Source organism: Kitasatospora sp. NPDC048407, assembly GCF_043200475.1.
Classification (GTDB): Bacteria; Actinomycetota; Actinomycetes; order Streptomycetales; family Streptomycetaceae; genus Kitasatospora.
In genome coordinates this window covers 98,547-115,196 of the sequence record NZ_JBICXW010000008.1, presented here as the reverse complement: position 1 = coordinate 115,196, position 16,650 = coordinate 98,547, and the positions used below count along the sequence as shown (strand labels likewise).

The window sequence follows — 16,650 nt, the reverse complement described above, 5'->3', positions numbered from 1 at the left end:
CGAGCACCAGACCCGGCCCAACCGTGTCCGTCCCACCATCGAAGGAGCGCACGTCCGTGGACCGCCATCCCCTCGGCGCACCCGCCGACCCACCCCACTCCCGACCTCCCGAGCGTCCCGAGCAGCCGCTCGACCTGCCCGGCGCCCGGCCCTGCACCGGCCGCTGCGACCTGCGGCACACCACCGTCCGCCTGCCCCGCACCGGCGGCGACCCGCTGGCCGCCCTGTTACTGGTACTGCGCAAGTACACCGGCGCCGACCTGGTTCCGCTCGGCCGCCTGGACGCGGCCGGCCGGCCGCTGCCCGCCGTCGAGGTGGGCGTCGATCCGGCCGCCACCCTCGCCGAGTTCACCGCCCACGCCGCCGAGGCGCTGCGCACCGCCGACGGCGGCACCGGCCCGCAGAGCGTGCTGCTCGCCGACACCCCGCAGGCGCTCGCCGCGCACCCAGTGCCGTTCGACCTCGCCGTGTGCGCCACCGAGGACGGCGCCGAACTGCGGCTCGACGTCCGGGTGCACGCCGACGCCGTCGACCCGGCCCTCGCCGAGGCGCTGCCCCGGCACCTCGCCCTGGTGCTCGACGCCCTCGCCGAGCGGCCCGACCAGCGCGTCGCCGACACCGGCATCATCGGCGCGCAGGAGCGCGACTTCGTACTGCACGAGGTCAACGCCACCGCCGTGGACTACCCGCGCGACGCCTCGCTGCCCGCGCTGTTCGCCGAGCAGGCCGCCGCCCACCCCGAGCGCACCGCACTGGTCGGCCCGGACGGCGAGTCCCTGAGCTACGCCGAACTCGACCGCCGCTCCGCCCGGTTGGCCGGGCGGCTGCGCGCCGCCGGGGTCGTCCCCGGCAGCCGGGTCGCGCTGCGCGCCGAGCGCACCGCCGCGATGGTGGTCGCCACCCTGGCGGTGCTGCGGGCAGGCGCGGCGTACGTGCCGGTCGACCCGGGCCACCCCGAGGAGCGGGTCGCGTACACGGTGGCCGACAGCGGCGCGGTGCTGATGCTCACCTCCGACCCGGGCCTCCCGGCCCCGCTGCCGCTCCTGTCCTGGGACACCGCCGACGGCGACCCGACCGGCCCGGACAGTCCGGCGGCCGCCGAAGCGACGGCGTACGTGATGTACACCTCCGGCACCACCGGCCGGCCCAAGGGCGTGCCGATCAACCACCGCAGCGTGGTGCGCCTGGTGCGGGGCAGCGACTTCGCCGAACTCGGCCCGGACACCCGGGTGTTGCAGACCGGCGCGCCGGTCTTCGACGCCGCCACGCTGGAGATCTGGGGGCCGCTGCTGAACGGCGGCACCCTGCACCTGGTCGACGACTCCGTGATCCTGGACGCCCGGGCGCTCGGCCGGGCGGTGCGCGAACGCGGCATCACCACCATGTGGCTGACCGCCGCCCTCTTCAACCAACTGGTCGACCAGAACCCGGCCCTGCTCACCGGCCTGCGCGAACTGCTGGTCGGCGGCGACGCGCTGTCCGTCCCGCACATCGACAAGCTGCTCACCGCCTGCCCGGGCCTGAAGGTCACCAACGGCTACGGGCCGACCGAGAACACCACCTTTTCCACCACCCACCCGGTCACCCGCCCGCTCGGCGAGCGCATCCCGATCGGCCGGCCGATCGCCAACTCCACGGCGTACGTGGTCGATCCGGACGGCGGGCTGCAGGCCGTGGGCGTCCCCGGCGAGCTGCTGGTGGGCGGCGACGGCCTGACCGCGGGCTACCTCGGCCGGCCCGACCTGGACGAGCGGGCCTTCGTCCCCGACACCTTCGGCGGCGGCGGGCGGCTGTACCGCACCGGCGACCGGGTGCGGCTGCTGCCCGACGGCGCGCTGGAGTTCCTCGGCCGGGTGGACCACCAGGTCAAGATCCGCGGCTTCCGCGTCGAACCCGCCGAGGTCGCCCAGCAGTTGATGCGGGAGCCAGGCGTGCGCGAGGCCGTGGTGGTGGCCCGGCAGTACCCGGAGACCGGCGAGAAGTACCTGTGCGGGTACGTCGCGGCCGACGCCGCCGCCGACCCGGCCGCCCTGCGCACCGCCCTGGCGGCCCGGCTGCCCGAGCACCTGGTGCCGGCCCGGATCGTCCGGCTGGACGCGCTGCCGCTCACCCGCAACGGCAAGGTCGACCGGGCGGCGCTGCCACTGCCGGAGGCCGCCGCACCCGACGCCGGCTACGCCGCCCCGCGCGACGAGCTGGAGCGCTTCCTGTGCGAGCGCTGGCAGCAGGTGCTCGGCCGTGAACTCGTCGGCCTGGACGACGACTTCTTCGACCTGGGCGCGAGTTCGCTGACCGCCGCGATGCTCGCGGGGGACGTCCAGCGGGAGTACGCCGTCGACTTCTCGGGCGCGCTGATCCTCACCCACCCGACGGTGCGCGAGGTCGCCGAGCTGCTGCGCGCGGCGTTCGCCGAGGCCGCCGACTGGCCCGCCGACGCGGGCGTCCGGGAGCTGCCGACCGCGCCCGAGCTGCCCGACCACCCGGTCACCCCGCAGCAGAAAAGGCTCTACGTCGAGCAGTTGAAGGACCCGTCGACCACCCAGTACCACGTCCCGCTGGTGGTCGACCTGCCCGCCGGGCAGGTCGGGGCGGACGCGCTGGAGGCGGCGCTGCGGCAGCTGATCGCACGTCATGAGGTGCTGCGCACCGCCTTCGTGCACGACGGCGACGAGCCCCGGCAGCGGGTGCTGTCCGAGGTGCCGTTCGCGCTGGAGCGCGAGGAGCGGACCGTGCGCGAGCTGCTGCGGCCCTTCGACCTGGCCGAACCGCCGCTGCTGCGCGCCGCGTTCTTCCCGCGCGGCGACCACGACCGGCTGCTGCTGGACGTCCACCACATCGTCGCGGACGGCACCTCGGTGGCGGTGCTGCTGGCCGAACTGGCCGACCTGTACCGGGGCGTGCCGCTGCCCGAGCCCAAACACCAGTACCGCGACTACGCGCACTGGTGGCGGCAGCACGGCGAGGCGATGGCCGAACGCGAGCACCGGCCGTACTGGCTGGAGCTGTTCGCCGAGCCGCAGCCCGCCGCCGACCTGCCCGTGGACCGGCCGAGGCCCGCCACCCGGGGCACCGCGGGCGACCGGACCGCCTTCGACCTCGGGCCCGAACGCTCGGCTGCGATACGGGAGTTGGCGTCCCGCCACCGGGTGACCGTGTTCGGCTTCCTGGCCGCCGCGCACGCGCTGTTCCTGTCCGCGGTGACCGGCAGCCACGACGTCACCGCGGGCGTCCCCACCGCCGGGCGGACGGTGCCGGGCAGCGAGCGGCTGCCCGGCATGTTCGCCGGCACGGTCTGCCTGCGCAGCCGATTCGAGCCCGGCACCCCGTTCGCCGACCACCTGCGGGCGGTCGCCGACCAGGCGGTGCAGGCCTTCGCCCACCAGGACCAGCCGTTCGACACCCTGGTCGAACTGGTCGCCGGGGAGCGGGACTACAGCCGCAACCCGCTGTTCGACGCGATGCTCGCCTTCCAGGGCGGCGGGGTCGGACCGGGCGACTTCCTCGGCGCGCGGCCGCGGTTCGCCGACACCGACACCGCCCACACCATGTTCGACCTGAACCTCCAGTTCCACGAGGCCGGCGAGTCCGTCGAGGCGGTGTGGGCGTACAGCACCGACCTGTTCGACCGCGCCACCGCCGAGGCCTTCGTCCGCCTGCTGCTCGACATCGTCGACGGCGCGCTGGCCGACCCGCACGCGCCCGTCGGCCGGCTGATCCGACCCGCCGCACCGACCGTCGCCCCGGCGGCCGTCGCCATCGAGTTCGACCTGTGAACCGCGCCCCGGGCGGCCCCGCTCCACACCCAGAGGAGAAGACCATGGCCCAGCACGAGACCTTCGGACAACGCAAGATCATCGCGGCGCAGCGCCCGCTGGCGACCGCCTACTGGAAGGGCCTGATCCGGCCCGGCCGGTACCGCTCCGCCTTCCCCGCCGACCTGCACCACGGCATGCCGGACGACGCGCCGCGGGTCACCGCCGACACCGCGCTCGGCGCCGAACTCGCCGCCGTGCTCGACCGGTTGACCAAGGGCAGCCCGGACGCGCTGCACACCCTGCTGACCGCCGGCGTCGCCGCCCTGCTGCACCGCTACGGCGCCGGCGAGGAGCTGACGCTGGCCCAGCCGTACCCGGCGGCCGACCACGAGCCGCTCGGCGACGCCCTGCCGCTGGAGCTCGCGCTGGACGCGGACACCGACCTGCGCACCGCGCTGTCCCGCACCCGGGAGGCCGTGCTCGGCGCCCTGGAGCACCGCGACTACCCGCTCGACGTGCTCGCCGCGGAGGCCGGGCTGACCGCCCCGGCCGGCGACAACCCGCTGTTCGACGTGGTGGTCCGGCTGGCGGGCCTGCACGCCGCGGCCCCGGCCGCCGGCGTCCGCTTCGACGTCCGCCGCGAGGACGACGGTCTGTACCTGACCGTGGACTGCGACGGCCGCCGCTACGAGGCCGGCACCGCGCGGCGGCTCGGCGCCCACCTGGCGCTGCTGCTGGAGCGCTGGGCCGCCGCTCCGGAGACCCCGCTCGGCGACCTGTCGCTCTTCACCGGTCAGGACGCCGCCCGGCTCGCCGAGGCCAACGCCACCGACGCGCCGTTCGAGGACGGGCCGCGCCTGCACGAGCTGTTCGAGCGTCAGGTCCGGGCCACCCCGGACGCGCCGGCCGTCGTGCTGGACGGCGAGAGCGTCAGCTACGCCGAGTTCAACGCCCGCGCCAACCGGCTGGCCCGCACCCTGGTCGCGCGGGGCGTCGGCCCGGACACCGTCGTCCCGGTGGTCGCCGAACGCTCGGTGGAGATGCTCACCGCCGTGTACGCCGTGCTCAAGGCGGGCGGCGCCTACCTGCCGGTCGACCCGTCCTACCCGGCCGAGCGGGTCCACTACCTGCTGCGCGACAGCGGCGCCGCCCTCGTCCTCGCCCGCACCGCGCACCTGGGCCTGCTGCCCGACGGCACCGCGATCGTCGACCTCGACGACCCCGCCTCGTACGCGGACGCCGACGGCGACCTGGAGAGCTTCGGCACCGCCCGCGACCTCGCCTACGTGATCTACACCTCCGGCTCCACCGGCAACCCCAAGGGCGTCGCCGTCGAACACCGCTCGGCCGTCAACCGGATCGGCTGGATGCAGCGCGCCTACCCGATCGCCCCCGGCGACGTGGTGCTGCAGAAGACCTCGATCTCCTTCGACGTCTCGGTGTGGGAGCTGTTCTGGTGGGGCCAGCGGGGCGCCGCCGTCTGCCTGCTCGCCCCCGGCGGCGAGAAGGACCCGGAGACGATCATCCGCACCGTCGAACGGCACCGGGTCAGCACCCTGCACTTCGTGCCGTCGATGCTCGCGGTCTTCCTCGACTACGCGCACGGCACCGGCGCGACCGGCGCCCTCGCCACCCTGCGGCAGGCCTTCGCCAGCGGCGAGGCACTCCCGCCGCACCTGGCCGCCCGGTTCGCCGAGGTGCTGCCCGGCAGCCGGCTGATCAACCTGTACGGGCCGACCGAGGCCACCGTCGACGTCACCCACCACGAGGTGCACGGCCGTCCCCACCGCGTCCCGATCGGCGCGCCGATCGACAACACCCGCCTGCACGTCGTCGACCACAAGCTGCGCCCGCAGCCGATCGGCCTGCCCGGCGAGCTGTGCCTCGCCGGCACCGGCCTGGCCCGCGGCTACCTGCACCGGCCGGAGCTGACGGCGGAGAAGTTCGTCGAGCGGCCCTTCGACGGCGAGGAGCGGGTCTACCGCACCGGCGACCTGGCCCGCTGGCTGCCCGACGGCACCGTCGAGTACCTGGGCCGGATCGACAACCAGGTCAAGATCCGCGGCTTCCGGATCGAGCCCGGCGAGATCGAGGAGCAGCTGCGCCGCCACCCCGCCGTCACCGAGGCCGTGGTGGTCCCGCACCGCGGCGCGGACGGGCAGCTCCAGCTGCACGGCTACGCGGTCGCCCCGGCCGGCGGCCCCGACGAGCGCGAACTGAAGGAGCACCTGCGGGCCGCGCTGCCCGAACACCTCGTCCCGGCCCGCGTGGTGCGCCTGGACGCGCTGCCCGTCACCCCGAACGGCAAGCTCGACCGGCGCGCCCTGCCGCTGCCCGCGGACACCTTCACCGGGCCGGAGTACACCGCGCCGGGCAGCGCCACCGAGCAGCGGCTGGCCGGGATCTGGGTCGAGGTGCTGGGCCTGGAGCGGGTCGGCGTGCACGACTCGTTCTTCGCGCTCGGCGGCAACTCGATCCACTTCGTCAGCGTGCTGGCCCGCAGCCGCCGGCACGGGCTGGAGTTCACCTTCCAGGAGTTCTTCCAGCACCCGACCGTCGCCGAACTGGCCGCCCTGCTCGACCGGGAGGGCGCCGAACGCACCGGCGAGAGCCAGGAGTTCGCACCCCTCTCGCTGATCTCCGAGGCCGACCGGGCGCTGCTGCCCGCCGACGCCCAGGACGCCTACCCGATGTCGATGCTGCAGGCCGGCCTGATCTTCCAGAGCGAGATCACCCGCGGCACCGCGCAGTACCACGACATCATCAGCTACCTGATCACCAGCCCGTTCGACGCCGGGCTGTTCGCCGAGGCGGTGCGGATCCTGGTCGAGCAGGCGCCGATCCTGCGCACCACCTTCCACCTGACCGGCTTCTCCGAGTCGCTGCAGATCGTCCGCTCCGAGGTGCCGCTGCCGCTGACCATCACCGACCTGCGCGGACGCACCCCCGACGCCCAGCAGTTCTGGTACGAGCAGTGGGTGAAGGAGGAGCGCGGCCGGCGCTTCCGCTGGGAGGAGCCGGGCCTGATCAGCCTGCACGTCCAGGTGCTGCGCGACGACCTGTACCGGTACAACATCAGCCTGCACAACTCGGCGCTGGACGGCTGGAGCATCAACCTCGTCCACACCCGGCTGTTCGACATCTACTACCGGCTGCGCGACGGCCGCCCGATGCCCGAGGCGCCCGGCGACCACCTGCGCAACCACGTCGGCCTGGAGCTGCGCGCGCTGAACTCCCCGGCCGCGCGCGAGTTCTGGGCGGGCATGCTGGACGGCGCGGAGAGCACCGCGGTGCCGCGCCCGGCCGTCCCGGACAGCGAGGAGTTCGCGGTCGGCATCCGCCCGGTGCCGATCCCGGCCGAACTGTCGGCCCGGATCGTCCGCCTCGCCGACCAGCTCGGCGTCCCCGTGAAGAACCTGCTGCTCGCCGCCCACCTGCGGGTGCTCGGCCTGCTGGCCGGCCGCACCGACGTGCTCACCGGCTACGAGCACAGCGGGCGACCGGAGTTGGAGGGCGCCGACCGCTCGATCGGCATGTTCCTCAACACCGTGCCGTTCCGCATCGAGTTGTCCGGCGGCAGCTGGGCCGAGCTGATCCGCTCGGTCTACCGGGCCGAAATCGACCTGCTGCCGCACCGCCGCTACCCGATGGCGCGGATGAAGCAGGACGCCGGCGCCCACCGGCCGCTGTTCGAGACGGTCTTCAACTTCACCCACTTCTACCTGCTGAAGGAGCTGAAGAAGCTCCCCGAGTTCGCGCTGCTGGACGTGCAGGTGCAGGCGGAGACCGAGTTCGTGCTGCGGGCCGAGTTCTCCCGGCACTTCTTCGAGGACAACGTGCGGCTCAGCCTGCACCACCACGCCGACGTGCTGAACAGCGAGCAGATCGACCGGATGGGCGGCTACTACCTCACCGTCCTCGACCTGATGACCGCCGACCCCGACGGCCCGTCCGTCACCCCGGAGCTGGCCCTCGCCCCCGAGGACCGCGAACTCCTGCCCCCGGACGCGGAGTTCGAGGCCCCCGCAGCGGTGGCCGCACCCACCACCGGCGGCCCGTCCGCTGTGCAGCGCCGGATCGCCGAGGCCTGGTCGCAGGTGCTGGGCGTGCCCGCCTCGCGGATCGGCGCCGGGGACGACTTCTTCGAACTCGGCGGCAACTCACTGGCCGCGCTGCGGGTCGGCATGCTGCTCGACGGCACCGTCTCGCTGGTCGACGTGATGCGCTACCCCGTCCTCGGCGACCTGGCCGCCGCCGCCGAACGCTCCGCCGAACAGAACGACGAGCAGCCCGGCCACCTCCAGCCGCTCACGGTGCCCGACGGCACCCCCGACGCGACGCTGATCTGCTTCCCGTACGCGGCCGGCAACGCCGCCAACTTCGTCCCGCTGGCCCGCGAACTCGCCGCCCTCGACGACCGGATCGCGGTGTACGCCGTCGAACTGCCCGGCCACGACCTGCACCGCTCCGACGAACCGTGCCTGGACGCCGCCGCCACCGGCCGCCTGGTCGCCGAGGAGATCACCCGGCACATCGACGGCCCGGTCCTGCTGTGGGGCCACTGCGGCGGCGCCGCGGTCGCCGTGGAGACCGCCCGGGAGCTGGAGCGCCGCGAGGCCGACCTGCGCCACCTGGTCATCGGCGCCAAGCTGTTCAACCCCGTCGATGACATCCACGAGGCGATCGGCATCCTGCACGGCATGTCCGACCAGGACATCGTCGACTGGCTGATCGAGCGCACCGGCTACGGCATCGACGACGGCCTGGCCATGGACCGCGCCCGCACCATCGCCACCCTGTTCCGGCACGACGTCGAATCCAGCCACCGCTACCTGCTCTCGCTGCGCGAGCAGACCGGCACCCCGCTGCGCGCGCCGATGACCTTCGTGGTCGCCCAGGACGACCGGACCACCGTCGAGTACCCGCAGTACCACCAGGACTGGAAGCTCGTCGCCCCCGACCTGCGGCTGTGCGAACTCGACTCCGGCGGCCACTACTTCATCCGCACCAGGGCCGCCGACGCGGCCCGGATCGTCCGCGAGGCCTGGCAGCAGGCCGCGCCCACCGGCTGATCACCCCGCACCCCGGGCCGGTGCGGCACCCCGCCGCACCGGCCCCACCGCCTCACCCCTTTGAGATGAGAGATCCCCGATGAAGTCCTACCTGTCCGTCCTGCGCCTGCGGGACTACCGGCTGCTGTGGTCGGCCTCCGTGCTCAACCTGCTCGGCGACGGCGCCACCTGGACGGCACTGTCCTGGCTGGCCATCTCCAAGGCCGGCGCGGGCGCGCTGGGCGTGCTCGCCATCTGCTACACCATGCCGGTCATCGTCGGCGGCGCCTTCGTCGGCCCGCTGCTCGACCGCTTCTCCCGCAAGTTCGTACTGATCGGCGACTCGGTGCTGCGCGGCGTCATCGTGGCCGGCGTCCCGCTGATCGCGCTCTTCGGCGACGTGCCGCTGTGGCAGCTGTACGCGGTGGCGGGCACCTACGGCCTGCTGAAGATCGTGCCGCTCGGCGCGGTGCCCACCATCGTGCCCGAGCTGGTCCCCAAGGAGCAGCTGCAGCCCGCCGCGGCGCTGGAGACCATCGCGTACGGCGCGGCCGGTTTCGCCGGTCCGGCGCTCGGCGGTGTGCTCATCCCGGTGATCGGCGGCGAGGCGGTGCTCGCCCTGGACGCGGCCAGCTACCTGCTGTTCGCGCTGGCCATCTGGGCGATCCGCGCCCCGCTCTCCCGTCCCGAACCCGCCGCCCCGGCCGCCCCCACCGCCACCGGGAAGAAGCCCAAGTCCGGAAACTGGGGCTGGGGCCCGGTGTTCGCCCTGCTCAAGCGGGACAAGGTGCTGCTGAGCATCACCGTCGGCTTCGCCCTGTTCAACTGCGCGATGGGCATGCTGCGCGTCACCAACCCGTGGCTCGCCCACAACGCGCTGCCCGGCGGCGCCGAGACCCTCGGCCTGCTGCTCGCCGCCGCCAACGGCGCCGGCCTGATCGGCTCGCTGATCGCCGGCGCGCTCAAGCCCTCCGACAAGCAGATGGGCCGGATCGGCCTGCTGCAGATCTTCGCCGGCGCCTCGCTCGGCCTGCTGCTGATCCTCAACCTGCCGGTGATTCTGATCGGTCTGGTCCTGTCCGACCTGCTCTCCGCGCCGATGACGGTCTCCTCGCAGGTGGTGCGGATGGTCCGCATCCCGGCGGAGGTCCGCGGCCGCACCATGACCTTCATGCGCACCCTGATGAACAGCACCAGCCCCGCCGGTGCCGCGCTCGCCGCCGCGCTCCTCGCCGGCAACATCTACCGCCCGACCGTGGTGATCATGACGCTGGTCGCCGCCGTCCCCGGCCTGTTCATGTGGCTGGCCTACCGGAAGACCTCCTTCTCCGAGGAGCTCGGCCTGAACAAGTCCGAGGAACCCGCCGCCGAACCCGCCCCCGCCCCCGCGCGCTGAGAGGACACCGACCATGCCCAAACTGCTGCTGGTCGGGGTCGGTGAACTCGGCCTGCCCTACCTGATCGCCGCCAAGCGGCTGCGGGCCTCCGTCGGCCTGGTGGAGACACCCGGCCGGGCGGCCCTGCTGCGCGACCTGGTCGACGAGGTCTTTCCGGTCGCCGGGACGGCCGAGGAACAGTGGTCCGAGGCCGCCCTCGGCGCCGCCGCCCGCTGGTCCCCTGACGGGGTGCTGGCGCTCGGCGAACCGCAGGTGCTGGCCGCGGCGCTCACCGCCGGGCGGCACGGCCTGCCCGGGCCGTCGCTGGGTGCCGCGGTGGTCTCCCGCAACAAGGCGCTCCAGCGGGCGGTCTTCGCCGCGGCCGGGCTCCCGCAACCCGTCTCCACCGTCACCGAACGGCTCGGCGCCGCCGCCGACTGGGCCGCCGAACGGCTGCCCGTCGTCGTCAAACCGCTCTCCTCGTCCGGCAGTTCCGGCGTCGAGCTGGTCCCGGACGCCGCCGCCTGGGCGGACGCGGTGCGACGCCGCGACGGCGAGGGCCGGCTGCTGGTCGAATCCGCCGTCACCGGACCGGAGTTCAGCTGGGAGGGCCTGGTCCGGGACGGGCGGGTACTGCTCGGCAACGTCACCGAGAAGGAGACCGGCCCCGCGCCGTACTTCGTCGAGGTGGCGCACCGGGTCGGCACGGCCGCCCCCGCCACCGTGGCGGCCGGTCAGCGACTCGGCCGCCAGGTCGTCGAGGCGCTCGGCATGCGCACCGGCATCGTCCACCTCGAATTCCGGCTCACCGCCGACGGCCCCGCCATCATCGAGGTCGCCGTCCGTACCCCCGGCGACTCGATCATGGACGCCGTCGGCCTGGTGCACGGCCTCGACCTGTACGAGGCCGTGGTCCGGCTCGCCCTCGGCCTGCCCACCCCGGCGGTCGAAAGCGCCCGCCAACTCCGTTGCAGCGCAAGCCTGTTCCCCACCGCCACGCCCGGCCGGGTGGTCGCCGTCCACGGCGCCGCCGACCTGCGCGGCCGCCCCGGCGTCGCCCGCGTCCACGTGGGCGTCCGCCCCGGTGACACCGTCGGCCCGATCCGCTGCTCGGCCGACCGCCCCGCCGCCGTCCTGGTCGAGGCCGCCGACCCCGAATCCCTGGAGAAGGCCGTCGCCGACGTCCGCGCCACCCTCCTCGTCGAAACGGAGCCCACCCCCTGACACCCCCTCGGCGGGGCCGGTCCCGGACCCCGGCCCCGCCCCCTTCGCCCCTCGCGGCACGCGGGTGCGCCGGCACTCGCTAGAGTCACCCCGTGACTACTCAAGGACGCCTCGCCCTGATGCTCATCGACCTCCAAACCCGCATCGTCGACCTGGAGTTCAAGCCGCGCAGCGGCCGCGAGGTGGTGGCGACCGCGCGCACCCTCGCCGACGCCTACCGCACCGCCGGCGTCCCCGTCGTCGTGGTCCAGGTGCACCGCCCGGGCATCCCCGAGCAGCCCCCGGGCAGCGAACTGGTCGACGGCGTCCTCGCCGAGGGCGACCTGCTGTTCACCAAGCAGGCCATCGGCGCCTTCCACAGCGGCGAGCTCGACACCCACCTGCGCGAGCGCGGCATCGACACCCTCGTCCTGGCCGGCCTGGTCACCAACATGGGTGTCGAATCCACCGCCCGCGCCGCCGTCGACCACGGCTACAAGGTCCACTTCGTCGAGGACGCCATGGCCGCCCTCACCGCCGAGGAACACGACCACGCCTTCCGCCACACCTTCCCCCGCTTCGGCACCATCACCACCGCCACCGAAGCCGCCACCCTCGCCCGGCCCTCCTGACCCACCGCCGACACCGGCCCCGCCGCGGTGGACACGGGCGGCGCGGCCGGATCGGCGAGGGCCCGCTGTCGTCCCTCCGGTTCCGCCGCCCAGGGGGGGTTCGCGTAGGTGCCGCCGGGCGACTCCCCCACCGCGTGCCGCTCCGCTGCGGCAGGGCGGCCACGTGCACGGTCGGGATCCCGCTCGGTCCCGACCGTGCGAGGAGGCCCCCGATGCGCCTGCCGGCCCTGACGACGACCGCCGTCGGCGCCCGGAACCGATCGCCGGCCGTTCACTGCCCCTGACCGGCAGCTTCGTCATCGCCGTAGGATGCGGACCATGGACAGCACCACCCCGGCACACGACGAACCCATACCGACGGCGGCGCGGCGAACCCGCTGGCAGGAGGCGGGAAACAGCGGAAACTTCGGCAAGCGGTTCGCCGAACTCGTCTCCACCGGCGAGGACATCGACGGCGAGGCCCGACTCGCCGACACGCTCCTGCCGCGCGGCGCCCGGGTGCTCGACGCCGGGGCCGGCATGGGCCGGGTCACCGCGGCCCTGCTGCGGCGCGGGCACGACGTGGTCGCGATCGAGCCCGACGAGGCACTGGTCCGGCAGGCCCGGGAGACCTACCCCGGGCTGCCGATCCAGGAGCGCGACATCCTCGACCTCCGCCCCGACGACGGCCCGTTCGACCTGGTCGTCTGCGTCGGCAACGTCATGCTCTACCTGGCCGAGGACACCGAACGCGAGGCCCTGCGCGCCATGCGCGCCGTCCTCGCCGAGAACGGCCGCATCCTGGTCGGCTTCCACCTCCAGGACGCCCCGGCGCACGCCCGCACCTACACCCCGGCCGAGTTCGAGGCGGACCTGACGGCCGCCGGCCTGCGCGTCGACCTGCGGGCGGGCACCTACCAGCTGCACCCCGCGAACGACGCCTATGCCGTCTGGATCCTGAGCCGCGCCCACGACTGACCCCGCTCCAGGTCTCCCGCCGCGGACCGCTTCAGGAGGGCAGGGACTCCAGCCAGTCGACCAGCAGCCGGTTGACCTCGGCGGGGCGTTCCTGCTGGATCCAGTGCCCGCAGCCGTCGAGGACGTGACAGGAGAGCAGGCCCGGCAGGGTCTCCGGGTAGGCCGCGATCGCATCGGCCATCCAGGTGGTGGAGGCGTCCAGGCCGCCGCCGGCGAACAGCGACGGCTGGGTGATGGCGACACCGTCGAAGGCGGCGAGGTCCTCCCAGTCGCGGTCCATGTTCCGGTAGCGCGCCAACCCGCCGCTCATACCGGTCCGTTCGAACTCTCCGGCGTACACGTCGAGGTCCTCCGCGCTGAGCCAGGCAGGCCGCCGCCCGACCGGGAACCGGTCCCGCAGCCGGCCGCCCCGGACCACGAAATGCGGGTCGGGCGCGTCGGCCGCAGGCATGGTGTCGGCGGACAGCGCGGCGTAGAAGCCCGCGAGCCAGCCGCGCACGTCCGGTTCGATCTCGGCCTCCGCCCGGCCCGGCTCCTGGAAGTAGGAGATGTAGAACTCCTCGTCGCCGCCCATCCGCCCGAAGATCTCGCTCGGCCTCGGCCCGCCCCGCGGGCGGTAGGGCACGCTCAGCAGCCCCACCGCGCGGAAGACGTCCGGCCTGGCCAGAGCGGAGTTCGCGGCGATGACCGAGCCCCAGTCGTGGCCGACGACCACCGCCCGCTCCTCACCCAGGGCGTGCACCACGGCGACGTTGTCCTCGACCAGGTCGGGCATCCGGTACCCGTCGATCTCCCCGGGCCTGCTGGAACGCCCGTACCCGCGGACATCGACGGCGACCGCCCGGTACCCGGCCGCGGCCAGCGCCGGCAACTGGTGACGCCAGGAGTACCAGGACTCCGGAAACCCGTGCACCAGCAGAACCAGCGGCCCGATGCCCTGCTCCGCCAGGTGGATCCGGCCGGCGGGCGAGGAGACCAACCGATGGGTGACGCCTGCGGTCCCTGCTGACATGAAACCTCCCGAGATCTCGGCCCACTGCGCGCCGGATCCGTCGCCCGACGGATCAACACCGATGGTGCTGCGCGCAGTTGACGGCGAACAAGCCGTGTTGCCACTTCGGCAAACCGCCCGGGCGGACACGGTTCACGCCCTGTGGGCGTCGTCGGTGCCCACGGAACCGCCGACGGCGGCCTGCTGGTGGGGCAGGACGGCGGTGCCGGCTGCCGCTTCGGGCGAACGGGTGAGGCGCCGGATGATCGGGTTGACGGGCAGGGTCGCGGAAACGGCGGCGACGAGCAGGATCGTGAAGAGCCGGTCGCCGATGATGCCGAGGTCGCGGCCGATCGTCAGGATGAGGACCTCGCCGAGGCCCTTGGTGTTGAGCAGTACGCCCACGGCCACCGCCTCGCGGCGCGGCACGCCGACCAGCCGGGCGCCGATCCGGACACCGGCGAACTTGCCGCCCCAGATGACGGCCAGGACCACCAGCGCCGCCGCCAGGCCCGCGAAGCCGAGTCCGCCGAGGTCCACGGACAGGCCGGTGAGCGCGAAGAACACCGGCACCAGCAGCGCCCCGGCGTTGCGCAGTGGCGCCTCGACGGCCTGCCGCAACTCCTGCGCGGCGTCGCGCGGCATGACGAGCCCGAAGGCGAACGCGCCGACCGCCGGGTGAACGCCGAGGAAGGAGGCGGTCCAGCCGGACAGCAGGACCCCGCTGCCGAGGGCCAGCAGGGCGAGCGACGGGTGCCCACCACCGGCCGGGCGGCGGAGCAGTCGTCGCAGCAGCGGGCGGACCAGGAACGCCATCCCCGCCGAGTAGCAGGCGAGTTCGACGAGGGCGAGAGCGAGGTGGCTCGCGCCGTCGCCGTGCGCCGCAGGGGCGAGGCAGGCGACGGCGCACCACACGGCGAGGTCGGTGAGCGCCCCGCAGGCCGCGGCCATCGCGCCGGTCCGGGTGGCCTGGAGCCGGTTCTCCCCCACGATGCGCGCCATCACCGACAGCGCGGTGGCCGACAGCACGATGCTCAGGAACACCGTCAGCAGCACCGGGGAACCGGCCCCACCGACGAGGTGCGGCCGGCCGACCGTGAGGGCGGCCGCCAGGACCGCCGCGCAGGCGAGGGGGACCGCGACCGAGGTGACGGTGACGGCCAGCACGACGCGGACCCGTCCGTGCAGCTGCTTCAGGTCGAGCTCCCACCCGGCGGCGAACAGCGTGAAGACGATGCCCAGTTGGGCGATCCCCAGGAGGTGCACCCGGGCCTCGGGCGGGAACAGCAGGTGCGGAAGGTCGCCCGGGAACAGCCCGAGGACGCTCGGACCGAGGATCACCCCCACCGCGATCTCACCGACCACCACCGGCTGGCGCAGCCGGGTGCGCAGCGGCGACAGGAGCAGTCCGACCAGCAGGATGACCGCGACATCGGCCATCGCGGTCGTCAAGGAGCCGTCCAAGAGCGTGCGCCTTCCTGGGAGTTGGCGTGGCGTCCTGTGCGTTATCGGCACGGCCGGTTCGTCGACGTAGCGTTCCTCCCGCGCCGCAGGAGCACGACCGCCCGGCCCGCGCCCCGGCGCCACACCTTGCGCCCCTCGCGCACCTCCTCTTTCAACTCCCCCTCCACCTGGGCCGCTCGCTCACCGGGGCAGCGTGTACCCCCGGCTGCGGACGAGGTCGCGGGTGATGCGGGTGAAGGCGTGGGCGGCGACGCTCTGATAGGCGCCCTCGCGGTGCAGCAGGGTGACGGTGCGGGTGGGCAGGGGCGGGTCGAGGGGGACGGGGGCGAGGTGGGGGTGGTCGTGGGTGAGGGCGTCGGGGAGGACGGTGACCAGGTCGGTCCGTTGAACGATCTCGGTGAGCGCCTGGATGGAGTTGGCCTCGACCGAGATGCGCGGGGTGCCGCGATGGCGCGCGAAGTACTCGTCGATGTGCCCTCGGGTGGCGAAGTCGCCGGTGAGCAGCGCGAGTTGCTTGTCCTTGAGGGCCTTGACCGGTAGCGGGTCGGGCATGGCGCGGGCCCGTTCGGTGCCGGCCACCAGGGCGAGCGTCTCGGTGAACAGCGGCGTGCCGGCCAGGCCGGGGAGGTGGTCGCCGGCGAAGGCGATGCCGAGGTCGAGGTCGTCGGCGAGCAGGGCCGCCTCGATGCGGTCCTGGGTGGCCTCGGTCAGCGTGAGGTCGATACCGGGATGGCGGCTGTGCAGCTCGGCCGCGAGCGGGCCGACCAGGTACGCGGTGAACGTCGGCGTGACGCCGAGGCGCAGGTGGCCGCGGCTGAGGTCCTGCACGTCGTGGACGGCGCGTTCGGCGGCGGCCAGGTCGCGCAGCGCGCGCCGGGCGCGATCGGTGTAGACGGCACCCGCGTCGGTGAGCCGCACGGTGCGGCCGCTGCGGTCCAGCAGCTGGACGCCGAGGGTCTTCTCCAGCTGCTTGATCTGCTGGGAGAGCGTGGGCTGCGAGATGTGCAGCTCCTCGGCGGCGCGGGTGAAGTTGCCCTGCTCGGCGACGGCGAGCAGGTAGCGCAGGTGACGCAGTTCGACTTGAGCCATGGGCGCCACTATAGGTACCACCAATTGCTTCTGCCGCTAACACCCCTACGGCACTATGCACGCTGGTCATGCCGGATTTCACAGGCGGGGAGGCGAAGGCTCGCCGGCGAGGGTCGGCGCACCCGGCGGCGG

At 73.9% G+C, this 16,650-nt stretch carries 9 protein-coding genes; 6 read left to right on the top strand and 3 right to left on the bottom strand.

The features are described 5' to 3' along the window. The first annotated feature begins 56 nt into the window (after window positions 1-56). The 6 genes from ACGFWJ_RS17500 to ACGFWJ_RS17475 all read left to right on the top strand — a co-directional run bounded on the left by ACGFWJ_RS17500 (window position 57) and on the right by ACGFWJ_RS17475 (window position 12,974). Window positions 57-3,773: an amino acid adenylation domain-containing protein gene (locus tag ACGFWJ_RS17500; RefSeq protein WP_392950231.1), complete on the top strand. Its 3,717-nt coding sequence runs from the start codon at window positions 57-59 to the stop codon at window positions 3,771-3,773. A gap of 44 nt (window positions 3,774-3,817) precedes the next feature. Beyond that, entirely contained in the window at window positions 3,818-8,827 is a 5,010-nt protein-coding gene (locus tag ACGFWJ_RS17495) for an amino acid adenylation domain-containing protein (protein WP_392950228.1), read from the top strand. Between the two features lie 79 nt (window positions 8,828-8,906). Continuing rightward, complete coding sequence (locus tag ACGFWJ_RS17490) at window positions 8,907-10,202, top strand: MFS transporter (RefSeq protein ID WP_387858856.1); 1,296 nt, start codon at window positions 8,907-8,909, stop codon at window positions 10,200-10,202. Between the two features lie 13 nt (window positions 10,203-10,215). Beyond that, window positions 10,216-11,406: an ATP-grasp domain-containing protein gene (locus tag ACGFWJ_RS17485; RefSeq protein WP_392950225.1), complete on the top strand. Its 1,191-nt coding sequence runs from the start codon at window positions 10,216-10,218 to the stop codon at window positions 11,404-11,406. A gap of 92 nt (window positions 11,407-11,498) precedes the next feature. Beyond that, on the top strand, window positions 11,499-12,017 hold the full coding sequence (locus ACGFWJ_RS17480) for an isochorismatase family cysteine hydrolase (protein ID WP_392950222.1): 519 nt from the start codon (window positions 11,499-11,501) through the stop codon (window positions 12,015-12,017). A gap of 318 nt (window positions 12,018-12,335) precedes the next feature. Continuing rightward, window positions 12,336-12,974 carry a class I SAM-dependent methyltransferase gene (locus ACGFWJ_RS17475; protein WP_392950219.1) on the top strand — a complete coding sequence of 213 codons (639 nt, stop codon included), beginning with the start codon at window positions 12,336-12,338 and terminating at the stop codon, window positions 12,972-12,974. Between the two features lie 31 nt (window positions 12,975-13,005). Here the strand turns inward: ACGFWJ_RS17475 and ACGFWJ_RS17470 are convergent, their stop codons facing one another. From ACGFWJ_RS17470 to cynR, 3 genes are all read right to left on the bottom strand, one after another. Continuing rightward, on the bottom strand, window positions 13,006-13,986 hold the full coding sequence (locus tag ACGFWJ_RS17470) for an alpha/beta fold hydrolase (protein WP_392950217.1): 981 nt from the start codon (window positions 13,984-13,986) through the stop codon (window positions 13,006-13,008). Window positions 13,987-14,118: 132 nt separating this feature from the next. Beyond that, on the bottom strand, window positions 14,119-15,417 hold the full coding sequence (locus ACGFWJ_RS17465; RefSeq protein WP_392950214.1) for a cation:proton antiporter: 1,299 nt from the start codon (window positions 15,415-15,417) through the stop codon (window positions 14,119-14,121). Window positions 15,418-15,609: 192 nt separating this feature from the next. Then, entirely contained in the window at window positions 15,610-16,518 is a 909-nt protein-coding gene (gene cynR, locus ACGFWJ_RS17460) for a transcriptional regulator CynR (protein ID WP_392950212.1), read from the bottom strand. Window positions 16,519-16,650 lie beyond the last annotated feature (132 nt).